Source organism: Alkalicella caledoniensis (assembly GCF_014467015.1).
Taxonomy (GTDB): domain Bacteria; phylum Bacillota; class Proteinivoracia; order Proteinivoracales; family Proteinivoracaceae; genus Alkalicella; species Alkalicella caledoniensis.
Map to the genome: position 1 here is coordinate 154018 of NZ_CP058559.1, position 23281 is coordinate 177298.

Annotated in this window: 19 protein-coding genes; 1 reads left to right on the forward strand and 18 read right to left on the reverse strand. The window is 35.6% G+C overall.

The window, feature by feature from the left end:
• Positions 1-117: 117 nt before the first annotated feature.
• From HYG86_RS00820 to yhfZ, 18 genes are all read right to left on the reverse strand, one after another.
• Positions 118-2949 carry an SH3 domain-containing protein gene (locus HYG86_RS00820; protein ID WP_213167084.1) on the reverse strand — a complete coding sequence of 944 codons (2832 nt, stop codon included), beginning with the start codon at positions 2947-2949 and terminating at the stop codon, positions 118-120.
• A 71-nt stretch (positions 2950-3020) separates the two neighbouring features.
• On the reverse strand, positions 3021-4223 hold the full coding sequence (locus HYG86_RS00825) for an EpsG family protein (RefSeq protein ID WP_213167085.1): 1203 nt from the start codon (positions 4221-4223) through the stop codon (positions 3021-3023).
• A 25-nt stretch (positions 4224-4248) separates the two neighbouring features.
• Positions 4249-5454 carry a glycosyltransferase gene (locus tag HYG86_RS00830; protein ID WP_213167086.1) on the reverse strand — a complete coding sequence of 402 codons (1206 nt, stop codon included), beginning with the start codon at positions 5452-5454 and terminating at the stop codon, positions 4249-4251.
• 1 nt (position 5455) lies between these two features.
• Entirely contained in the window at positions 5456-6580 is a 1125-nt protein-coding gene (gene wecB / locus HYG86_RS00835; protein WP_213167087.1) for a non-hydrolyzing UDP-N-acetylglucosamine 2-epimerase, read from the reverse strand.
• Positions 6581-6602: 22 nt separating this feature from the next.
• Positions 6603-7832: a glycosyltransferase family 4 protein gene (locus HYG86_RS00840; protein ID WP_213167088.1), complete on the reverse strand. Its 1230-nt coding sequence runs from the start codon at positions 7830-7832 to the stop codon at positions 6603-6605.
• Positions 7833-7867: 35 nt separating this feature from the next.
• Positions 7868-8581 (reverse strand): sugar transferase, encoded by a 714-nt coding sequence (locus HYG86_RS00845; protein WP_213167089.1) that lies wholly within the window; start codon positions 8579-8581, stop codon positions 7868-7870.
• A gap of 267 nt (positions 8582-8848) precedes the next feature.
• Positions 8849-9895, reverse strand: a complete 1047-nt coding sequence (locus HYG86_RS00850) for an LCP family protein (protein WP_213167090.1) — start codon at positions 9893-9895, stop codon at positions 8849-8851.
• 30 nt (positions 9896-9925) lie between these two features.
• A complete protein-coding gene (gene mnmA, locus HYG86_RS00855; protein WP_213167091.1) occupies positions 9926-11020 on the reverse strand; it encodes a tRNA 2-thiouridine(34) synthase MnmA in 1095 nt (364 codons plus the stop codon).
• 819 nt (positions 11021-11839) lie between these two features.
• The gene (locus HYG86_RS00860) at positions 11840-12214 is read right to left on the reverse strand and encodes a GxxExxY protein (protein ID WP_213167092.1); all 375 of its coding nucleotides are present in this window, start codon (positions 12212-12214) and stop codon (positions 11840-11842) included.
• A 1354-nt stretch (positions 12215-13568) separates the two neighbouring features.
• Entirely contained in the window at positions 13569-14765 is a 1197-nt protein-coding gene (locus HYG86_RS00865) for a phosphopentomutase (protein ID WP_213167093.1), read from the reverse strand.
• 11 nt (positions 14766-14776) lie between these two features.
• A complete protein-coding gene (locus HYG86_RS00870; RefSeq protein WP_213167094.1) occupies positions 14777-15952 on the reverse strand; it encodes a YhfX family PLP-dependent enzyme in 1176 nt (391 codons plus the stop codon).
• A gap of 8 nt (positions 15953-15960) precedes the next feature.
• Entirely contained in the window at positions 15961-17064 is a 1104-nt protein-coding gene (locus tag HYG86_RS00875) for an aminotransferase class V-fold PLP-dependent enzyme (protein WP_213167095.1), read from the reverse strand.
• 15 nt (positions 17065-17079) lie between these two features.
• Complete coding sequence (locus HYG86_RS00880) at positions 17080-17979, reverse strand: phosphotriesterase family protein (protein ID WP_213167096.1); 900 nt, start codon at positions 17977-17979, stop codon at positions 17080-17082.
• Between the two features lie 14 nt (positions 17980-17993).
• Positions 17994-19106 (reverse strand): amidase family protein, encoded by a 1113-nt coding sequence (locus HYG86_RS00885; protein WP_213167097.1) that lies wholly within the window; start codon positions 19104-19106, stop codon positions 17994-17996.
• A gap of 63 nt (positions 19107-19169) precedes the next feature.
• Positions 19170-20453, reverse strand: a complete 1284-nt coding sequence (locus HYG86_RS00890) for a YhfT family protein (RefSeq protein ID WP_213167098.1) — start codon at positions 20451-20453, stop codon at positions 19170-19172.
• Positions 20454-20527: 74 nt separating this feature from the next.
• Positions 20528-20893, reverse strand: coding sequence for a DUF2620 domain-containing protein (locus HYG86_RS00895; protein ID WP_213167099.1), 366 nt, complete (start codon positions 20891-20893; stop codon positions 20528-20530).
• Positions 20890-21273 (reverse strand): PRD domain-containing protein, encoded by a 384-nt coding sequence (locus tag HYG86_RS00900; protein ID WP_213167100.1) that lies wholly within the window; start codon positions 21271-21273, stop codon positions 20890-20892. The genes HYG86_RS00895 and HYG86_RS00900 overlap by 4 nt, the downstream gene beginning before the upstream one ends.
• Positions 21274-21348: 75 nt before the next feature.
• Positions 21349-22287: a GntR family transcriptional regulator YhfZ gene (gene yhfZ, locus HYG86_RS00905; RefSeq protein ID WP_213167101.1), complete on the reverse strand. Its 939-nt coding sequence runs from the start codon at positions 22285-22287 to the stop codon at positions 21349-21351.
• Positions 22288-22480: 193 nt separating this feature from the next.
• Here yhfZ and HYG86_RS00910 point away from each other — a divergent pair, with 193 nt between their 5' ends.
• Positions 22481-23227, forward strand: a complete 747-nt coding sequence (locus tag HYG86_RS00910; protein ID WP_213167102.1) for a manganese catalase family protein — start codon at positions 22481-22483, stop codon at positions 23225-23227.
• Positions 23228-23281: the final 54 nt, after the last annotated feature.

Sequence of the window (23281 nt, forward strand, 5' to 3'; positions counted from 1 at the left end):
ATTCCATTCTTTTTAACTAAGTAGGGTTATTGATTGGATTAATTGAATATATATTCTTCAATAAAGTTAGCGCTTAAGCATAATGTTACTCCTATAGATAAATTATTGTTAGTGAAACTACTTATATTTAGGAATATCAAAACGTAGTGTATATTCTGAGCATTGATCATATAGTGCTTTCATGTTAACTCTTAGTGTCTGTTTAATTGCCCAGCCTATATCTGTAGCATACTGATGAACTCCAGGAGTAGCAGGATTCCATCTCATTTTATAAAGAGTATTTTGTTTATACGTAGAATGATTAATATAATTAGTAGATATCCATTGGGCTCCTCCCAAAATTGATTGCTCTGGGGTGAACCACCCTTGTTTATATGCATATTCTGAACCTAACCGTATAGGAGCACTATCATGTGCACCTATTCCAAACATATTATAAACTATTCTAGGTTCTACAGCTTGTCCATCTACTTGGGTTACTAAAACACCATTTGCAAGTGTCGATGCTCCATTACCAGTTTCAAGGAGGGCATGAGCTACAAGGTATATTTCATTGACGTTAAACTGCGTTGCAGCCTGAATAAAAGCATGCTCTTTATTGTGTAGTATACCTCTGTTTAGAAGAATTCTGTTTAAGTCACTAGAATTGATACCAGCTCTACTGGAAAGGTCTAAAAATTGAAACATTTCCACAGGGATAGTCCCCGAATTTGCAATTACATATTGCCCTGATACCCAGCCTATTCCACCTGAAAAATTAATTTTATACCATCCATCTGCTTGTTCAATAATATCATAAGTTTCTCCCAATAGGACTTGTCCTAAAATTGAAAATTCTGTAGAAGGACCGCTTCTCACCCTTAACACTGGAGTGTTAATTGTAATACTATTTAGGTCTTCACCAATATTGGAAAAATCTTTTATGGTAAAATTATCAGGGTTCATGTAATAGGAAACATCTTCTCGTTTGGCATTTTCCCAGTTGTTACTATAAAGGTCTGTCTGAGGGCCTCGTGTCATTTGAGTATTCAGTGCATTTTCAAATGTTATATTGTACTCAGTGTACAAAATATAAATGTTATCATTTACAACTATTATTCCTTTTTTCGCCTCAGCTAATCCATTTTTTGCGTTAAGTATCAAGTTGTTGGGAACATTTGTTAATTCTAATATCCTTTCATAACCAGTAATAGCTTGGTAGAAGTTGCCTTGATTATGATTTCGTTGGCTATGTTCTAAAAGCTTTTGTGCGGTATTACGTATACTCTCAATAAATCTTATATCTGCAGGATACAAATAGTAACCTTCTTGATATATATCAAGAGCTAAATATAGGTTATTAGTTTCTGCAGTTTGTCCCTGTAATAGTAGCTGTGCTGGAGTAAATATTTTTTTACCTGATTCAGCGTATCCTTTGAACTTTTCTACTTCTGCTTTAAATTCTGAACTAATTAGATTAGATCTCAGTATAAAGTTATAACCACCTAATGCTTCTGAGTACCGTTCTCCCCTGTGACTACCTTGGCTCCATGAGAAAATTGTTCTCAAGCTCCTATTTACTCTCTCTAGAAATCTTGCATCGTTTGGGTATAAATAGTGACCTTGTTCATAGATTTGACTTGCTTGGTATGGGTTACTACTTTCCATAGCTTGCCCTTGTGTAAGGAGTTGTGCTGGAGTAAACAATCTTCTTCCTGATTCAGCGTAGCCTTTAAACTTTTCTACCTCTGCTCTAAACCCTGAACTAATTAAATTAGATCTCAGTATAAAGTTATAGCCACCTAATGCTTCTGAGTACCGCTCTCCCCTGTGACTACCTTGGCTCCATGAGAAAATTGTTCTCAAACTCCTATTTACTCCTTCTAGAAATCTTGCATCGTTTGGGTATAAATAGTGACCTTGTTCATAGATTTGACTTGCTTGGTATGGATTGCTACTTTCCATAGCTTGTCCTTGTGCTAGTAGTTCAGCTTGCGTAACTATTTTTTTCCCTGATTCAGCATAGCCTTTGAACTTTTCTACCTCTGCTTTAAATTCTGAACTAATTAGATTAGATCTCAGTATAAAGTTATAACCACCTAATGCTTCTGAGTACCGTTCTCCCCTGTGACTACCTTGGCTCCATGAGAAAATTGTTCTCAAGCTCCTATTTACTCCCTCTAGAAATCTTGCATCGTTTGGGTATAAATAGTGACCTTGTTCATAGATTTGACTTGCTTGGTATGGATTACTACTTTCCAGAGCTTGTCCTTGTGCTAGTAGTTCAGCTTGCGTAACTATTTTTTTCCCTGATTCAGCATAGCCTTTGAACTTTTCTACTTCTGCTTTAAACTCTGAACTAATTAGATTAGATCTCAGTATAAAGTTATAGCCACCTAATGCTTCTGAATACCGCTCTCCCCTGTGACTACCTTGGCTCCATGAGAAAATTATTCTCAAGCTCCTATTTACTCCCTCTAAAAACCTTACATCGTTTGGGTATAAATAGTGACCTTGTTCATAGATTTGACTTGCTTGGTATGGATTGGTACCTTCCATAGCTTGTCCTTGTGTAAGGAGTTGTGCTGGAGTAAACAGTCTTCTTCCTGATTCAGCATAGCCTTTGAACTTTTCTACTTCTGCTTTAAACTCTGAACTAATTAGATTAGATCTCAGTATAAAGTTATAGCCACCTAATGCTTCTGAATACCGTTCTCCCCTGTGACTACCTTGGCTCCATGAGAAAATTGTTCTCAAACTCCTATTTACTCCCTCAAGAAATCTTGCATCGTTTGGGTATAAATGGTGGCCTTGTTCATAGATCTGACTTGCTTGGTATGGATTGGTACCTTCCATAGCTTGTCCTTGTGCTAGTAGTTCATTTGCAGAAAGGTTAGTACTTGCGATTACATTTCTACTTAAAACTAAAACCATTATGACAGTTAAAAGAGCTTTTATAACCTTATTCAAAATTTCACCTCCTTTCGCACTATTTTAGTACCATTTTCCTAAGCAGAAATAAAGGCTCTGCTTATACAGAATCATTCTTCAATCATATTAAGAAAGTATCTATTATCAAACTGATAAGAGTTTTTATTGAATATATGTGTGTAAGGAACGTAGGGTGAATTAGTAATCAATCCTGCATAACTTGACATTGATTCTACTTCTTTTAAGAATACTAAACTGCATAATAGGATAAGCATACAAATATAAGTAATTTGTAGAATTTTTTCCTTCACTATCTTATTATTACTAGGACTCTTGATCTTAGATAGAACTAAGCTCAAAATTTTAGGGTATTTGCCTTTATTGTAAAGGTAATAGATATTTGGAAAAATTAATATATCTAAAACTTTACCGTAGATAGAAAGCCTAGCAGCAGTTATTTCAGAAAATTTAAAGATAAAATATATGCTTAGTGATAGGATATATATTTCTATAATTTTCTTTGAAATATTATTTTCCTTTGAAAGAAGTTGATAGTGGGATAGAGTAATACAAAGAAAAAATATCCTTGCCAAACTCTGAAAGTTTATTAATCCATAGCTCTGACTCCTACCAATATAAGGCAAAATTCTTGATAAAAATGGCAACCAGTGAAGCTGTTCTATAACATACCCGTAAGGGAAGTAAACCATGATAATACTCATCAAAACTATAGTGATTAGTTTCTTAAAGGTTAATTTCAGGCTTACTATAAATAACAGAGGTAACAAAATAATTGCAGAAGTATGGATTGACGTTAAAAGTAGTGTTATTAGAAAAAAATTAACATATTTCTTGCTTTCTAGGGTTTCAAGTAGGTAGTATATTCCGACTGTTATTGTAACACCTTGCCTTACTGCACTATAGGACCATACAAAGTAATAAAAACTATAATAAATAAATAAGGATAATGTCGGCATCTTACTATACTTATAGCATAGTTTGAAAATATAATATAACGTTACTCCGGATAGAGTTGCTAAGTAGATTTGATAAGGCACACCTATTGCCTTAAAAAAAGAGCTTAGTACTCTAAAACCAACTTCTTGATGGTCAAGGCCAAATAAGATTTCTTGTATAACCGAAGTATTGATTCTTGAATAAAGGAAGTCATATGCAAAGTAGTCCGGCCCCACCCCGTACCTAAAAAAAGCTAAAAAAGTCAAGATAACTCCAAAAAAAATAAAAGACCACGATCGTTTTTTATTATTTTGAAATGAAAGTGCGATTCCTAATATAAATACTAGGTAGTACATTGAAGTCCTCCCTTATCCATGATAATTATTTCAGTTTTTTATTATATAGTTGTATATATTCTATGAATTTTTCATTCTTATTATAGAGATTTACAGCACGGTTCCTACATTTCAAAACATATGAGTTTTGATCCGATTCCTTTATTATTTCTATTTTTTTTAATAGTTCGTCCAGACCACCCTTTTCAATAATGAAACCGGTTTCCTCGTCAATACTTTCAACGCTACCGCCTGTCTTAAAGGTTATAACTGGTGTCCCACAGGCTAATGACTCTAGATTTGTTGTTGGAAAATTATCTTCTAAAGTTGGATTAAAGAAAATGTCTGATGATGAATATAAATCTGCAAGATCGTTAATATTATTTGTTCTTGTGATACCTATAACATTTTCAGGTAAATCCTTCATTTGATTTTCATTTAATCCTACTAAAACGATTACTTCTTCAGAAGACAGTCGCTTAGATAATTGTAAAAAATAGTCAAACCCTTTTCTTTTTTCCCATATGCTAGCAACCCCTAAAATTATAAACTTATCTCTAACTCTAGGGTCATCCTTAAACTTATTACTTGTAGGCTTAAAAGTATCTAAATCTATACCGTTATTTATAACTTCCACAGAGTAATCTTTCAAGTAGGACTCTTTTACTAAGAGAGATAACCATTTTGATGGTGTAACTAATGTAAGATTTTCAACTCCAGTAAATATATCCTTTTTATTATCAAAGTTCTTTTTACTTCTATCTACAATAATACTTTTTGGATACTCTGCCTTCTGAGGACAATTGTAACATTTTGTTTTCCATTTATCACAATCAACAAAGTCAAAATATGCGCAGTGACCAGTAAAGCTCCAACAGTCATGTAAAGTCCAAATGATTGGCTTTTTACACACTCTAAGATATTGAAAGAGTACGTCTATGTTTAAATAATATCCGTGAATATTATGCAAGTGAATAATATCAGGATCCAATTTTACAATTTCCTTGATTAGTTTCTTAGTTGCAAAGGTTGAGCTAAAGCCATGAATATCAAAAAGCCTTGTTGAGAGAACATGAAAATAATTATCGATTTTTGAACCTATTTTAATACTTTGATTACAATTATTTGCTAAACCCCTACCATAAGCGACATGACTCTCACTTCCTTGATCTAACAAAATACTATGGATATCTGTTGCTATCCTACCTGTGCTTCCTACGCCACAAACTGAATTAATCTGCAAAACTCTCATTTTATTTACCCCAAACAACTCTATTTACATAGTTTGTATATGATAAAATAATTCTTAAGACTTTTTCTGAGACATTAGGCATTGTATAGTCACTTACTATTCTTAAAGTTTTGTCTTGCTGAGTTTCAAGGATCTCTAAACCTTGAAGTATTCTTTCTTTACCAAGACCAACCATCATGACTGAAGCTTCTTCCATAGCTTCAGGTCTTTCATGAGCTTCTCTAATGTTTAGAGCATTAAAACCTAGTATTGATGATTCTTCACTTATCGTTCCACTGTCACTTAGGACTGCTTTAGATTTAGATTGTAATTTAACATAATCATTAAAACCTAAGGGTTTCATTAGTGTAATCAAAGAATTAAATTTAATATTTTTAGAGTCAATCATTTTTCTAGTCCTAGGGTGTGTACTAACTATTATAGGTAATTGATATTTTTCTGTTATAGAGTTTAGAGTGTCAACTAGGTTCATAAAGTTAGTTTCTGAGTTTATATTTTCTTCTCTATGAGCAGATACAACAAAATATTGACCTTTAACTAGATTAAGCCTCTCTAAAATATCAGACTTGTTTATGTCTTCTGTTCTAGATGTTATAACCTCAAACATAGGGCTTCCTGTTTTTATAACTCTATCTGCAGGGACACCCTCACGCAGTAGATATTCTCTTGCAATATCGCTATATGTTAAGTTTACGTCAGATATGTGATCCACAATCTTTCTATTTGTTTCCTCTGGAACTCTTTGATCGAAGCACCTGTTTCCAGCTTCCATATGAAAAATAGGAATGTGTCTCTTTTTGGCAGCTATAGCCGAAAGGCAACTATTTGTGTCCCCAAGTACCAGTAGTGCTTCAGGTTTAACCTTTTCTAGCACATCATCCATTTTAATTAAGATGTTTCCAATTGTTTCAACAGCTGTCCCGTGAGCTGCGTCTAAAAAATAATCAGGTTTTCTTAAATGAAAGTCATTAAAAAAAACTTCATTTAACTCGTAGTCGTAATTTTGACCAGTGTGAACTAAAGTATGTTCAACAGCCTTTGAATTTTCTAAAGCATTTATTACAGATGATAATCTGATAATTTCAGGTCGTGTACCTACTACTGTCATTACTTTAAGTTTTTTCATAAATTACCTCCAATAAATTTACTTATATGCTATCAGATATACAAATTTGATCATTTAGAATTTTATAAAACTTATCCATTAGAAGGGTTTTTTTATAGTTAACCTCGAAAAAATCTCGAGCATTTTTTCCCAGCATTTTACGTTCTTCATTTGACATATTATATAAGGTCAGTACATTCTTTGCTAATTCTGCAGCGTTACCTGCATTATTTACTAAACCTGCTCTTGCTTCTAAGACTGTATTTGCAGCTTCCCCATTAATAGAAGCTAATATTGGTATACCAGATGCCATATACGACTGTAGCTTAGCTGGCAAAGTCATAGAAAAAACAGGATCATCTTTTAAGGATAGAAAAGCCGCGTCAGCCTTTGCAAGATATAATGGCATAAGCTCCACCGGCTTTTTAGAAATAAACTTAAAATTGTTCTCTAATTTTTTCTTCTTTACTTGCTTTTGAAGTTGAATTTTAGCACTACCATCACCGATAAAAACCCAGTTTATGTCTAATTGATCTTTTAAGATTTCTGCTGCCTCAATTGCAATATCTAGTCCTTGGGCTTGTCCTATATTTCCTGTAAACATAATATTAAAACCACCAGGGATATCATCCAGCTCACTTTCATCAGCTACGTTTTTATCAGTGTATAGTTCCTCAGCATATTGAGGCCAAAATTCTATCTTATTTTTGTTATGTCCCCTATTAGAAACTGCCTCTATAAAATTTTTTGATGAAACTAATATCTTGTCACAGGAGTTATAAATATAGTCTACTACTATACCTATCATCCCAAGTATTTTCTTATTATTTATTCCGCCTGCAGCTTGAACATTCTCAGGCCATAAATCTGTTACATACATTATTAATGGTATCTTCTTTTTCTTTTTAATATATATTGCTGGTAAAGCCATTGTTATTGGAGATGTTTCGTACACAAACACGCAATCAAAGTCATACTTTAGTAAACTTAGTGCTTTGAACCAACCTGCTATAACAAAGGAAAAGTAGTTTAGAGCTAGTTGAATTTTGTTATTGCCCCTGGGTATCAAGAAGGTCCTTATAATATTAACACCTTCGTGTACTTCTTCCCTGTTTTTAAATATCCCGTACCCATCATAAAATTTGCCTTGGGGATAATTAGGAATACCAGTAAGAACAGTGACTGCATGTCCATCTTGTACTAATTGTTTACAAATATCATTAGTGCGAAATTGTTCTGGATAGTAGTATTGAGCGACTACAAGTATTTTCATTTCAACATCTCCTTAGCTGCAAATAGTATTACATATTATCTTACGCTTGCTTGCTTCTCCATGGTTTGTATAGGGGTGTTATTTATAGATTTCTTTTTGTTTAAAGGTTTATTTACGATCAGTTGCATATTAGGTTGTGGTGAAGTAATGTCTTGAGAACCTTCTCTTACTCCTTCTCTTTTAATTACATAGAAAATAGTTTTCAAAAAGATTTTAAAGTCATTATAGAAAGATACTTGGCTTGTATATTCTCCATCAAATTTTGCTTTTTCATATGCTGACAATTCATCTCGCCCGTTAATTTGTGCCCAGCCAGTAATTCCAGGTTTAATATCATTGGCACCGTATTTATCTCTTTCTCTAATAACATCATGTTCACATAGCACTACAGGTCGAGGCCCTATTATACTCATTTCACCCTTTAAAATATTTAATAATTGCGGAAGTTCGTCTAAACTTGTTTTACGCAAAATTTTCCCTACCCTAGTTATACATGCATCTGGGTTATCTAGCTTATGTGTTGGCATATCACTAGGTGTTTCCATACACATTGTCCTGAATTTCAATATGTAAAAATGGTTTTTGTCTTGACCATATCTTTTTTGTCTAAATATAATTGGCCCCTTAGAGTCAATCCGAATTAGTATTGCAATAATGATAAACAGTGGCCAAAAAAACAAAAGTGATGTTAATGATAGTAAGATGTCAAGTAGCCTTTTAAAAACTGGATTGTAATTCAAGTAAATCATTCCTTTCTTAAATAAACTCTTTATATAAAAAGTTATATTAATTTATAGCAGCAATAGATATATTATTCGACAAATGTTACAATAATCCTTCTAAAACTCTATTATAAACTTTTTTCCAGTAAAAATGCATAATTTTTCCAAATTATGTTTAAACTAATACATTAAAATGTTCATAACTTAATTTTATGTTTTTATAAAATGGATTTCAAGAGCAACCGTTCGACTTGTTTCGACATGCAACTAAAAAAACCGAACAAGTCGGTTTTTTTAGTTAGTTAATTGGCTCATAGTAGCTCTGGCGTCAATTATAGGAACCCGATAATAGTATATGCGTTTATAAATAAACCCTTCACCTTGTAGCGTTTCTAATTCTATTGCACTAGGGTTTACACTGGTAAAGTTAGTCCAGTTACTCATTACAGTTGTTGGCGTTACATCAGTTCTTAAAAATGGACTCATAGCTTCAAGCATATTCAGTGTTCTGTTAAGAGAAAAGTTATTTCTAATACTACCAAAAATTGTAACCATAATCTCTTGCTGTCTTTTAATTCTACCGAAATCACTACCACCTATAGTAAGGTATCTAGCCCTTACATAGGTCAGAACTTGATCTCCGTTCATATGATGATTTCCCTTGCTAAATACCATATGCCCCCCCTGAGAGTCAATCATGTCATGCTGGACATTTACAGGTATTCCTCCTAAAGAATCGACAATTTTTCCGAAACCATCGAACCCTACTTGAGCATAATGATCAATATGAATATCTAAAAAACCTTCTATTGTTTCTTTTAATAACCTTGGACCCCCAAAAGCGTATGAGTGATTTATTTTGTCATATTTCCGCCCTGGAATTTTCACAAAGGTATCCCTTGGTATTGATAAAATAGCTGATTTATTAGTTGTTTTATCGAATTGAACTACCATTATTGTGTCTGCTCTATGCCCACCTTGCCCACCTACAGCATCTGTTCCAATAAGTAGTATATTTAATTTGTTAGGATCCTTAGGGCTCCTTTGCTCGTATATAGGATCATCAGTATATTTTATAAAATCAATTTCATCCTCAGGAATTTCATCCCCTTCTACTTCTTCTACATCTAAATCACTTGGGTCTATGCCTTCGAAATCATCAATATCTTTAGATATAGTACTATAAATATTCCATAATCTTACTCCTATTGTACCACCATAAACTAGCAGTGGTACTAATACAATTGCTGTTACAATAAGTACTATTTGTTTTTTTGTAAATTCTTTGTTGAAAATTTTTATCTTCTTTGTTTTGGATTTATCAACCCTACTTCTGGTCATTCTAACTTGTCCTCCCCTTAGCTCTTTGAGCTATTTGTAAATTTTGTCTATTATCCCCCCACCTAGGCAGTACTGGTCTTGGTATAGTACCACGGCCTGTCCCGGTGTTACTGCTCTTACTGGTTCGTCAAAGATTATTTCACAGGTGTTGTTTTCTTTCATTATAACTGTACATTTTTGGTCTTTTTGTCTGTAGCGTATTTTTGCTGTACACTTGAATGTTTGTGGAACTCCTTTGTCAGAGACAAAGTGCATGTCTGTGGCGTATAGGCCTTTGGAGTACAGTTTTGGGTGGTCTGTGCCTTGTTCTACGTATAGGATGTTTTTCACTAGGTCTTTGCCAACTACAAACCATGGTTCTCCTGTACCTTGTCCACCTATTCCTAAGCCTTTTCTTTGGCCTAGGGTGTAGTACATTAGGCCGTCGTGTTTGCCTTTAAGTTCTCCGTCTAGGGTTCTCATTTCCCCACGTTTTGCTGGTAGGTAGTTAGACAGGAATTCTTTAAAGTTCTTTTCTCCTATGAAGCAGATACCTGTACTGTCTTTTTTAGTGGCTGTGGCAAGTCCTGCTTTTTTTGCTATGTCCCTAAGGTCTTTTTTGTTTAGGTGACCCACTGGGAAAAGGGTTTTGGATAGTTCGTATTGTCCTAAGGTGTTTAGGAAGTATGTTTGGTCTTTGTTGTCGTCTGCACCTCGGATTAGTTTGTATTCTCCATCTATATGGTCTACTTGGGCATAGTGTCCTGTTGCTAGGTACTGTGCCCCTATTTTAAGTGCATAGTCTAGGAATGCTTTGAATTTTATTTCTTTGTTGCACATGACGTCTGGGTTTGGGGTTCTTCCTTTTTTGTATTCGTCTAGGAAGTATTGGAATACTCTGTCCCAGTATTCTTTTTCGAAGTTGACTGTGTAGTATGGGATGCCTATTTGGCTGCATACTTTTCGTACGTCTTCGTAGTCGGCTGTTGATGTGCATACGCCGTTTTCGTCTTTTTCTTCCCAGTTTTTCATGAATATGCCTATGACGTCATAGCCTTGTTCTTTTAGTAGTAGTGCTGCTACGGAGGAGTCTACTCCGCCGGACATGCCTATTACTACTTTTGTTTTTTCGTTTGCTGCGGTCATTGGTAAAACCTCCTGCTTTGTAAAAACTTCTAAAGTTTATAATAGCACTTTTGGACTATGTTGTGCAAGGTTTGTTGTTTTTGTTTTTATTTTGTTTACAAATGATATAAAAAATGAAAGATAAAAGCTTGTTGGCTACGGAAACGTCGTTCTACTGCTACATGCTGGGTCTAAAATCTATATATTGATCTGGGCTACATGCTGGGTCTTTATTTTTTTGTTTTTTTGGGTTTGGTGTTTTGTCATTTTTTTATTGTGTAGTTTATATTATCTTCATAAATTTGTTCATTGAAGTGATAAAAATATTTTTCTAAAACATCTATATAGGTAGTTCTGCTGGGTCAAGGCTGAACGGAAACTTCTACTTTTTGTTACATGCTGGGTCCTTTATTGGCTACGGAAACGTCGTTCTGCTGCTACATGCTGGGTCAAAGGTCTAGTGATTGATCTGGGCTACATGCTGGGTCCTTATTTTTTTTGTTTTTTGGGTTTGGTGTTTTGTCATTTTTTTTATTGTGTAGTTTATATTATCTTCATAAATTTGTTCATTGAAGTGATAAATATTTTTCTAAAACTTCTATATAGGTAGTTCTGCTGGGTCAAGGCTGGGCGGAAACTTCTATTTTTTGTTACATGCTGGGTCTTAGGGACTTTTGTATGGTTGTTATAGTAATTTTGAGATTATAAATCAAATCTTTATGTTAAGACCCAGCATGTAGCTTGTTTTCTCTTGGTTTGACCCAGCATGTTTGCTTGTATGGATGTTTCTGTAGCTGGTTTTTTTTATTAGATGTTATGGAGTTTCTGTAGCTGATTTATTTAATCAGTTGTTTTAAGGATTCTTTTGAATTCTAGTTTTTTAGAGCCAAAGTTTATTAGTAGGGCTAGGTTGTAGTTTGTTGTGTTTACGTAGTGGATTGTTTGGGCCATGTGTTCGTTGTTTAGGGTTGATACACATTTTAGTTCTAGGATTATTTTGTCTTCTACTATGATATCGGCGAAGTATTGTCCTATGTCTATATTTTTATATTCTAATTTTATTGGTACTTGATTGATGCATTTTAGTCCTCTAATTGATAGTTCGTGGATTAGTGCTCTTTCGTATGATTTTTCTAGGAGTCCTGTTCCTAGTATGCTATGTACTTCTATTGCAGCGTTTATTATTTGGCCTGAGAGTTTTTCGTATAGTAGCATCTCATCCCCCCTTATGGAGTTTATTAATTTAAATTTATTTATTGGCTACAGAAACGTCCTTATGCTGCTACATGCTGGGTCGAGGTCTAGGGATTGATCTGGGCTACATGCTGGGTCTTTATTTTTTTGTTTTTTGGTTTGGTTGTTCTATCAGGTTTATATTTGTGTAGTTTATATTCTCTTTATAATTTGTTCAGTGAAGAGATAAATACTTTATTAAAACTTCTATATTGTGTAATCTGCTGGGTCAAGGCTGAACGGAAACTTCTATTTTTTGCAAGTATGCTGGGTCTTTTATTGGCTACAGAAACGTCCTTATGCTGCTACATGCTGGGTCGAGGTCTAGGGATTGATCTGGGCTACATGCTGGGTCTTTATTTTTTTGTTTTTTGGTTTTGATGTTCTATCAGGTCTATATTTATGTAGAATTATATTCTCTTTATAATTTGTTCAGTGAAGAGATAAATAATTTTCTAAAACTTCTATATTGTGTAATCTGCTGGGTCAAGGCTGGGCGGAAACTTCTACTTTTTGTTACATGCTGGGTCTTTTATTGGCTACAGAAACGTCGTTCTTCTGCTACATGCTGGGTCAAGGTCTAGTGATTGATCTGGGCTACATGCTGGGTCTTTATTTTTTTTGTTTTTTGGTTTGGTGTTTTATCATTTTTTTATTGTGTAGTTTATATTCTCTTTATAATTTTTCAGTGAAGAGATAAATACGTTCTAAAACTTCTATATTGTGTAATCTGCTGGGTCAGGGCTGGGCGGAAACTTTTACTTTTTGCTACATGCTGGGTCTTGGAGACTCGTATGAATATTATTGGTTAATATAGTAATTTTGAGATATTTTTTACTCTTATTTTTCTCTGTATGAATCTGATACTGTCTGATATATTTGCTTTAAATCTAAATTATATTGATAGTTAAATCTTTATATTAAGACCCAGCATGTAGCATATTATCTTTGGTTTGACCCAGCATGTAGCATATTATCTTTGGTTTGACCCAGCATGTAGCATATTATCTTTGGTTTGACCCAGCATGTAGCATATTATCTTTGGTTTGACCCAGCATGTTTGCTTGTTATGGATGTTTCTGTAGCTGATAGGTTGTTTTTTGGGTTTACATGTTATGGAGGTTTCTGTAGCTGTAGTTCTGTTGATCAAGGTTGCTGAAACTTCCTCTATTTAGATATGTGCTTGTTATTAGGTTTGAGGGTCTATTGGTTAATGCAACTAGTTATATAGACGGTTGGGGGGTGAAAAGGTTTCATTTTTTTTTTATTTTTTTGGGGTTTTGTTTTAGGCTTATATTGTTTTTTGTTATTTAAAAAGTACCCTTTTATGGGTACTTTAGTGGTTTTGGAAGGGTGTTCCGTGTTCTGGGGGGGCGGTGTTGAAGATGTGGGCTATTGTTGCTGCTATGTCTGATAGGGTTTTTCTTGTGCCAAGGTTTTGGGGTTTGGTGTTTTTGTTGTAGAGTAGTAATGGGGTTTTTTCCCTTGTGTGTTGGCTGTGGCCTATTGTTGGGTCGTTGCCATGATCTGCTGTTATTATTAGTGTATCTTGGGTTGTCATTTTTTCTATGATGGTTTTTAGGTGTTTATCTATTATCATTATTATTTCTGCGTATTTTTGAGGGTCTTGGCTGTGTCCTGCTAGGTCTGTTTCTTGGACAGTTGCTGCTATTAGCCCTTCTTTTGTTGTTTTCATGGCTTTTAAAATAAGTTCCATTACCAGCTGAGTTTCCACTGCTGGCTTTTTTGTGGCTTTTTCACAGGTTATTACATCCTGCATTTTACCTATCAGGGTTACTTCTTTGTTGTTTTCTGTTAGTATGGTGCTTATTTGTGTGTTTGGATTTACACCATAACCTATGTGCCTTACGTTATATCCTTTTTTGTATACTCCAGATTTAGGTGAATTGACACCTGTAAGTCCATCTTTCCTTGTTTCAATACTATTTTCGATATCTTTTATGGTTATAGCTTCTCCACCTAAGGCTATTACCCTATTGACCTTTACTATTTGCCTCACGATGTTTGCTATCTCAAGTACTTTTTCAAAGGATATATGGTCCAGGGCTGCTGTAAGGTTGTAGATTTGTCCGTAGTCTGTTTCGATGTTGTCTGCTATTACAATATGGTCTTCTACTTTAATATAGGGTTGTGTTGGGTCTGGAATTATAGTTTTATACCCTCTTTGTTCTAGGGCATTTTTTACTTCTTGTATATATTCTTTAAATGGAGCTATATTTGGGGCCTTTGGGTATGTCCCCATGATTTCTTGATGGCCTGCATAGCTGTCAGCACCTTGATGTTGTAGGTTCATGGTGCCGTAGCTTGCCACTGGGGTGGTTTTTTTTAGTTTAGGGTGATTAAGTATGTTATTTATACCTAATAGTTCTAATGTAGGTATGTTAAAATCTACTGCGTTGTCTAGGATGTGTTTGAAGGTGTTAGCACCTATGTCTTGGGGTCTAACTTCAGCTACATCATCCATGTATCCTACACCTAAGCTATCTATAACTAGTAGTATTAATCTTTTCATTTGAATCACACCTATCTTATTTTTGTACCTAGGTTATCGTATATACCAAGGAGCTTTGGTGCTCCTTTTTGGATACCTTCAACTACCGCTACTTTGCTCCTTGTTACAAATATTTGTGTTCTAAAACAGTAGATGGCAGTATCCCCTATATCCACTTTTTTATCTTCTAGATTTAATGTGCCGTAATAGTCTATGGCTCCAGGGTCATTTTCCATACCTTTTAGGAAGTTATCCATTAATTTTTGGTACTCTCTTCCCACTAGAGCTCCTTCTAGTTGAGATCTACTATAAAAGCCTCCTCCGTACACGAAGGCTTTGTTGTCGAATTTATGGGATATCTCACTTACATAGACCATGGCGATTTTTTCTTTTTGTTCTTTGTAACCGTGCAATGGAGTTGTACCTGTCAGAGCATGGCCTGGTTCTCCGTGGGTGGCACCCATTTTTTTAAGGAAGGGTATGGTGTAAGATGACGTGGCGCTGGGTGCATTGATCTGCTCAAGTTTTATCCCAAGCTCATTTTGCAGGATATCCACTGTGCGCATTAGGGTATGGGCATTTTCTGTTTTTTCTATGCTACCTGTGTCAGGACTATATAGAAAGGATGGAAATGCTGTAACACCAGCAATAGATATGTTTTCTAGTTGTTGTATTGTTTTTGCTGCTTCTAGGATTTCCTCTTCCTTGAAGCCACCTAACTGACCGTCGTAGATTGTATCATTTGGCCCCACTACTTTGAGGAGTAGTTTCTGGTTTTGGCCAATTTCTTTACAGATATTTGAGATTTCCATGGCTTTTTGAACTGAGTATACTGTGATAACCTCTGGCTTTAGTTGAATTATACTTTTAAGCATACTGCTGGGAATTTGAACTAGATGTCCTACATTACCAAGTTCTATACCTGCTTTATTAAGTGCTAATGCTTCCCAAGGGTCAACGGCCACAGCTTTTTTTATACCGTTTTGGGCTATGGCATTTGCCACAATGGGGTTTCTTCCTATTTGTTTTGTCATCATGTATAAATCTATGTTGTTTTCCCTGGCAGTTTCTACTATACTTTTGGTGTTTTCGATTATTGAATCTAGGTCTAAGATGTATGTGTTCGGTTCAATTTGCCCGCTTTGATGTAGTTCCAAGGCAGTTTGGATTAGTTGGGGATTAGTTTTTTGAAGTTTTTTTAGAAACATAACGTAGCCTATTCCCCTTTCTTGTTTGATAGTTCTATGGCTGCTTTTAGTATCCTTATGACTGTGTCTGCTCCAGAGCGCATTGGATTTATTCTTATCATATAGTGTTCTAAGGATGGGTCTGATTCTAAAAATGTCCCAGATACCCTATAAAACATAGAAGTTATCTCGTATTTGGATTCAGCACCTACAGGGTGTGGTGCTCCACCTAGTTCATTACAATGTTGCAGAACTTGTTTTGCCACTGGGTTTTCTAGCTCAACTAGTATAACCCTAGATTGGGCATTGGCTATGAAGGCCTTTTTTACACCTTGTGCTTCACCTTGATTTAGTCTTTGTATTATCTTATTACCTTCTTCTCCTTGGATGGCTAGGGATACTGGAGCATATACAAGTGCTCGTAATGCCTCCATTGCTTCGAATCCTTGTACTTGGCTACCCCCTGAGTAGTTGTGTCTTTTTATTTTATCTATGATTTCTTGTTTGCCCACTACACATCCAACACCTTCAGGGCCTAGTAGCTTAAATAACGAAAAGGCAGATGCGTCAGCACCTAGCTGGGCTCCAATCTTCTGTGTTTTCATAACTACATAGTTGTCATCTGTGAGGATTGTTATATTTTTATTTACTTCTTTTAGCTTTTTAATTACCAATTGTATATCATAACTGTCCTTCATTTGCTGCCTAGAGTATTGAATCAATGCAAAATTCGTTGTGTTTATTTTTTCTTCATTTATATTGTCTAGGTCATTAAAGTCTAGGTATTGTACATGTAGTCCCATTGATTCTATTATTACTTTGGTTGTTGGGTAGATTGGGGCCTTATGAACTATTATTTTATCATTGGGTTTTACAGTTGTATTAAATACATTTCTGATGGCGCCGGTTCCAGCACCCCTTAAAAGTATAGCTGCTTCACTGTCAAAGAATTGAGCAAGGACTTTTTCTACTTTAGTTGTTTGATGGGGTTTGCCTAATCCAGGGACTACTCCATAGTCTCCTGCCTGCAGGAATTCATCTCCTCTAAAGTGCTGATGGATTATATCCACTAGCTTAAATTGTAGTTGTTTAGCTTGTTCTATATCTATGGTTTTTATGGGGTATGTTTCCATGTAAGATTTACCTCCTTATGTGTTTAGTAGTTTGCAAGGATTTTGGATTAGGAATTTTTCTATTGTTTGTTCAGTTATTCCTTCTTCTATAAGTTTAGGTATGAAGTTATTGTATAAATAGCTGTACCCGATTCCGCCGTTTTCTTTTAGGTGTGATTTGCGTGTAAGGTCTTGGGATAGTACTATTTGATCTTGGTGTCCTCTTTTTATTAGTTCTGAGATTATTTTTACTCGGGTTTCATCTGGTTGGTAGTTTAGCTTTCCTACTGTGTCAAATCCTAAGAAACATCCACTGTCAGCCACCCTTAGGTGATAGTCTAAATCACTGGATAGATCTAAGTGACCTACAAGTACTTTTTCGGTGTCTACTCCCCAGTTTTTTAGTAGCTCCAGTTGTTCTAAGGCCATGGTTCCCAGGGTTGTGTGAGTAAATATGGGTTTACCTGTTTGGCAGTGTATTTGGGATATTAGTTTTAATAGCCTCTCTTCCACAGGTGTTATAGTGTTATGGCTTGTTCCTACTTCCCCTAGTACATGGGCTTTGGCTGTTGTGCCATCTATACCTATTTCAATATCTTCTAGTAATAGTTTTATGAGTTCTTTGTCACTTTGTTGGTATACGTAGTCAGGTAAAAAGGGCTCTTTATAAAACCCAGTACTTGCTATGATGTTTAGTCCTGTGGTTTCAGACACTTGAAGCATCGCATGGATATCTCGCCCCATGCCCCTGTTTGTGACATCCACTATTGTTTCTATACCATCATGTTTTAGTGTGGATAATTCTAGTGTAACTTTTTCAAGGTCATCAAAGTTTGTATCTGGGTCTTTTTTGTGTCCAGACAGATTTATTTTAAGGTGCTCATGGATATATGTTTTTCCTGAATTTGTTATTTGTCCTGTAATGGTAGTTATCATGGACTTTCCCTCCCCTAAAAATTATCTAAAAATCCTTTGTTGTTGTTTTTATAGCTTTCAAAAAAATATTTGTTAAACAATTGTGGTCTCTTATATAGAAGTGATATCTTCTCAGCAAAATCAATTGCCTTTAACCCTTGGGGGATTCCTTGTGGTGCTATTAGCACTATGGATGTTGCTAATTCTTCAGTGGGTATACTAAGGGCTGTAGCATTTACCATGTTTGCAACTTTAACAAGATACTTTCCGGAGTTTTGCTGAGTTTGTTGCCCTGTCTTTCCCCATTGACCTAGTACAGAGTCACCTAGGTTATAGTAGTCTATGGGACCTTCCGCAGTGATGATAAGGTCTACTTCTTCTTCGAAGATGTCTTTTATTAAGGATATGGCTGTATTTCTTTCCTGGGGTAGCTGATCTTTTATTTCTACCACTTCTAGATTTAAATGGGATTGTTGTATGATTCTTTCAATGAGGTCAAACATATCTATACCGCTGGGTAATATATTTGTTCCATTTTTAGGTATTGCCACTTTATATTTAAGGTTGTTTACGGGCTTGTTTCCTTCTATTAAATTAAGTACTGCTTCCTTGCATAGCTCTAAGTCATTGGAGATTATACCTAAGCCTGGGTGGAATTCTATGTTGTCTGTGGATTGTCTTTTTATACTTCCCCTAAGACCTAGTCCTTTTCCCATGATAGAGTATAGTCCACAGCTTATGGCAGGCGCCAGTACTGATCCGCCACCATCTGTTCCTATGGCAAAATCATTTATCCCTAGCAGTACATTTATACAGCTTCCACTGGATGAACCTGTCATTACTTTACCTGTGAGGGGGTTAGTGAGCTTTATATCTATGGCCCTACCTCCCTCTGCCATTGTATCCACCGTGTGGAATATAAAGCCTTCAGTTTGTTGCAATTTTTCTATAAAACTTGTTGGTATTTGATTTGTATCTTTTATACCGAAGAGCTTTATGTTGGCTTTTGGGTTCTTTCGTAAAGTATTCACAGCATCATCCATTATACTTTTTCTGTAATAGTTTACAGTTTTGTTGAGCTGAGTTTGTGCTTTGTCCGTTGCTTTAGATATTTTTAATACTTGGTCTAATAGGTTATCTATTCCCATTTATATCACCTACTTATTTTGTAATGTTTAGGGGAGAATTTCTTCTCCCCTAAGTTATTATTTCTATACTGCGAACAAGCCTAGGACAGCTAAAATGTTCACTAAAATGCCAACAAGGATAGCAGCTATGGGACCCACTGCCATTCTAACAACAGGTCTGCCTGCTATGTCATTTAGGATATATAGGCCAGCTACTGCAAAGAAACCAATTCCTGGAGCTATGGCGTTGGCTGCATTCATACCACCAACTAATAGGGCTACTTCAAGTAATCTAGACATACCGTTTCTTATGTTGTCTCCGGATTTTCTGATACCTGGGAAACGATCCAAAAAGCGAGCGATTCCATCAAGCAAGAATACTTCAGCACCGATAACTGCAGCACCTATAATAGCTGCTAAGAAAGGATTTCTTACGAATAGTCCGATGGCGAAAACAAATGTCATACCAACTGGACCATATACACCTGTTGCTATAGCGGTGGAAGCTATAAGTGGGATAAATCCGATACCCCTTGCAACTACTGCGATACCAGCATCTACATATTGTCCTTCACTTAATAGGTTTAGAGAAATTGGGTCACCTGCAACTAGGCTTAGTGCTGTAGCCATGGATACTAGTCCACCCATTACCATAAGGATTGGAGAATTCTTTTTGATTCTCTTAACTCTTTCGCTGAAGATTGCTGCTAGGTCTACTGATTCTTCTTCACTCTTTTCTGTCATTGCGAAAAATAGAAGTATTGCCATACCAACTATAAGTGCTGCACCTTCTTGGTTAAGGGCTACTACTCTTTCACCTATGGTGATTGGGTGGTTTGTGTTTAGCCAAACAGCACCTTGTCTAGCTAATACGGATATGAATAGGTTTAGTGCACCTTTTTTTGCGCCGTACTGGAATCCAGTTGCTAAGGCTGGGAAAGCTGCAAAAGCTATAACTATTGGGCTTCCCACTGCTCCTAAGCTTTCCATGAAGTTAACTGGAAGCTTAGCAAATAGGTCAACTACAAATTCAAGTCCTATTAATAGTCCAATACCATATATTGCACCGATAATACCTGCTACTGGTGTACCAACTTTACCATCTGGAGAAAATGTACCTATGATATCGGTTCCTAGAAAAATACTATGGATTAAGATGATACTTGACGTTAGAGAGAAAGGGATACCAAATCCTATAACAAGTCCAAAGCTCATTGCAAATGCAGTGGCTGCTAGCTCCTTTCTTCCCATTCTACCTTCTGTATGTTCTGGCATAATTGGTCTTAAACCGTCATTGAAAACAGCTATACCTTTGTTTGCCATTATTGATGCAAGGGCACCAATTAAGGCTATTACGATATATTCCATTTCTTCATACCTCCCTGTGTTTTTTTTATTTTGTTTACTGCAGTTTTTTTAAAAAAACTGCAGTAAAATTAATACTAGGCCTTTTTAAGTATTTCGTTCATTATAATTGGCACTGCTTTTTCAAAGTGGTCACCTGTAAATCCAAATGCAACTTTACCTTCTTGTACTGCTTTAATTATGTCTTCTTCCTTAGGGGGTTTACCTGGCATGGATATGGTTGCGCATTTGTCACGGGTGAGTAAAGCCATGGCCATACTTAACGCGCCACCGCCGCCTGTATGACAGGCACCTAGGTAGTAGTGCGCTTTATTTGTTTTTACATCATTTGCAGCATGTATATCTGATTTGATTTCAACTTGGACCTTTTCCCCACCAATTTCTTTTACTAGGTCAGCGATACCTTGTTTTTCTACTTGGCCTCCAACAACTATTTTAATCATACTTTCCCTCCTTTCGAATTGTTTTTCTCTTCCATGGAGCATAGGTGTAATGCGATGTAACCAAATTCTGATTTAGGTATTTGTAAATTTAAGTTTTGCTCAAGGTTCTTTACTAGAGCTGGCACTTTTTTATATGCTTGACTTTGTTTTATTTCAGCCAGTGCCACTTCATTTATAGGATTTATCTCTTCTCCCTTTTTAATCCTAGGTAATGCCATGCATACATGGGTTATTAGCATTGAAGCATTTTCTTCGTCAAGTTTGGTGTTGAACTGTTCTTCTACATCCTTTGCAAAGTTAATAACGGCTTCGGCAATTTGTTCATCGATCTCTCCTGCATCTTTAAGAAGGTTAATTCTCATGTGTAACATTTCATCCATTTTTACAACCCCTTTTTAATTATACGAAATTTAGTATATTGATGTTAAAAGAAAAGTGGGATTATACCCTTTTACCTAGTATGTAGGTAAAATTTCTTCTTTCATAACTTTTTCTTGTAGTATTCCCACTTGTTCTATATTAATAAATTTATTTAGTATTCCTTTAAAGAAGCTGTTGTTTTTGTTGATTACTATAACAGCTGTAGTATCATCCTTTCCAGTTTCTTGTGCTTTTGCATTTATCAATGGAGCAATACTGTATTTTGTGGTGTGGTTTTTTAGCTCATCACTACTCCAAATAGCAGCGTCTATTTCTTTGTTTTTTAGTCTTTGAAGTATCTGATTGTATGAAGTTTCAACATATTCCACTTCTAGCCCTTCACACTCATAGCATGTTAGTAGAAACTGATCTATGGAGTCAGGGTCTATGCCCACTTTCATACCTGATTGGATTTTGTTTTGTCTTTTATCCCTAAATACCACAACATGCTCTCCTACATAGCTATACTCTGGGAACTCATATGCTATTTCAATTTCAGTTGATTTCCTAATCTCTAAGCTAGCTGCAAGTTTTGACAATATAACAAAGTTATATCTACCTTGATTTAAGGCTTCGATACGTTTAGAGGCTCCCCTCATAAATGCTAAGCTAAATGGGATGTCTGCATTTTCAAAGGATTTGTATAAGCCTGTTGCTAAGCCTTCATACCTTTTGGTATATGGCAATGGCATTACACCTATGATTGTACCGATATCAGCCAGTATCCAGAGTTTCTTATAATCGATTGCTACTATGTAAGTACCTAGGTGCCCTCTTGATTCTAGTTTGATTGCGTTTTCTGTCTGCAAGAATTTTAGAGCTAACTGGATAGTTCCTCGTCCTAGTCCAAAGGTTTCAGTGTACTGGTCCACAGTCTTTGTCCTGTCTCCTATGTCTAGCATAAGCATTTCTCGGGCTAAGGACATAATGGCTATTCCATTTTTTGAGAGTAATTTTGTTTTGAACTGTTCCATTTTTTATCCTCCAGGCAATGTACAATATTTTGTATATTGTACATTCAATATATCATATAGTTTTAGCTTTGACAATATGGATTATAAAAAAAAAAATTGTATTTAGTACTCAAGAAATAATTGGCTACTTTTTAAGATTATTTTTGCAAATACTAATTTTGATAGAAAATTCTAATGAAGGAGGTTGGTTTTATTGTTTAAGCATGATAAAAAGCTTTTACAGGATGTTAAGGTTGAAAGACCCAATCCTACTTATGCTGCAATGATGTTGGAGCAGTTAGGTGGTCCACAGGGTGAGTTAAAGGCTGCTATGCAGTATATGAGTCAAAGTTTTAGGATTAAGGATCCAGAGATTAAGGATTTGTTTATGGATATAGCTGCAGAAGAGTTGAGTCATATGGAGATGGTAGCTCAGACTGTCAATTTATTAAATGGACATGTGCCTGATGTTAATCAGGTGACTGCGGGTTCTATTGAAGCCCATGTTCTAACTGGTTTGTCTCCAGATTTGACTAATGCTTCTGGTGTACCATGGACTGCAGCTTATGTTAATAATACTGGTGATTTGCCTGCAGATTTGTTATCAAATATAGCTGCTGAGCAACGGGCTAAGGTTGTTTATGAGCTCCTTTATCGTCAGATTAATGATAAGCATGTTAGGGACACTATTGATTTCTTGTTAAACCGAGAAGAGGCTCATAATGCTTTGTTTAGGCAGGCTTTTGGTAGGATTCAGGAAACTGGGTCTAATCTTGATTTTGGTGTTGATGAGCAAGCGAGGTTGTATTTTGATCTTTCTACACCTAATGTTAGTGGTAATGGCCCTGGGTTTAATACTGGGTATCCAATCCACCCAAGTTTTAAAGACCCCGACCAAAATAATGCAGCTCAACAACAAGTGCAACAACAGCAGCAGCAAAAACCTAATAACCTTAATTAGAAACAAGCAGGCGATGAAAGCCTGCTTGTTTATTTTTTTAGCTCACTGTGACCT

Coding starts and splice junctions, on each gene's coding strand:
- HYG86_RS00825 (WP_213167085.1), bottom strand. CDS start 4,223: ATGTACTACCTAGTATTTATATTAGGAATCGCACTTTCATTTCAAAAT.
- HYG86_RS00890 (WP_213167098.1), bottom strand. CDS start 20,453: ATGGAATATATCGTAATAGCCTTAATTGGTGCCCTTGCATCAATAATG.
- HYG86_RS00840 (WP_213167088.1), bottom strand. CDS start 7,832: ATGAAAATACTTGTAGTCGCTCAATACTACTATCCAGAACAATTTCGC.
- mnmA (WP_213167091.1), bottom strand. CDS start 11,020: ATGACCGCAGCAAACGAAAAAACAAAAGTAGTAATAGGCATGTCCGGC.
- HYG86_RS00830 (WP_213167086.1), bottom strand. CDS start 5,454: ATGAGAGTTTTGCAGATTAATTCAGTTTGTGGCGTAGGAAGCACAGGT.
- HYG86_RS00875 (WP_213167095.1), bottom strand. CDS start 17,064: ATGGAAACATACCCCATAAAAACCATAGATATAGAACAAGCTAAACAA.
- HYG86_RS00900 (WP_213167100.1), bottom strand. CDS start 21,273: ATGGATGAAATGTTACACATGAGAATTAACCTTCTTAAAGATGCAGGA.
- yhfZ (WP_213167101.1), bottom strand. CDS start 22,287: ATGGAACAGTTCAAAACAAAATTACTCTCAAAAAATGGAATAGCCATT.
- HYG86_RS00895 (WP_213167099.1), bottom strand. CDS start 20,893: ATGATTAAAATAGTTGTTGGAGGCCAAGTAGAAAAACAAGGTATCGCT.
- HYG86_RS00870 (WP_213167094.1), bottom strand. CDS start 15,952: ATGTTTCTAAAAAAACTTCAAAAAACTAATCCCCAACTAATCCAAACT.
- HYG86_RS00885 (WP_213167097.1), bottom strand. CDS start 19,106: ATGGGAATAGATAACCTATTAGACCAAGTATTAAAAATATCTAAAGCA.
- HYG86_RS00865 (WP_213167093.1), bottom strand. CDS start 14,765: ATGAAAAGATTAATACTACTAGTTATAGATAGCTTAGGTGTAGGATAC.
- HYG86_RS00880 (WP_213167096.1), bottom strand. CDS start 17,979: ATGATAACTACCATTACAGGACAAATAACAAATTCAGGAAAAACATAT.
- HYG86_RS00860 (WP_213167092.1), bottom strand. CDS start 12,214: ATGCTACTATACGAAAAACTCTCAGGCCAAATAATAAACGCTGCAATA.
- HYG86_RS00850 (WP_213167090.1), bottom strand. CDS start 9,895: ATGACCAGAAGTAGGGTTGATAAATCCAAAACAAAGAAGATAAAAATT.
- wecB (WP_213167087.1), bottom strand. CDS start 6,580: ATGAAAAAACTTAAAGTAATGACAGTAGTAGGTACACGACCTGAAATT.
- HYG86_RS00845 (WP_213167089.1), bottom strand. CDS start 8,581: ATGATTTACTTGAATTACAATCCAGTTTTTAAAAGGCTACTTGACATC.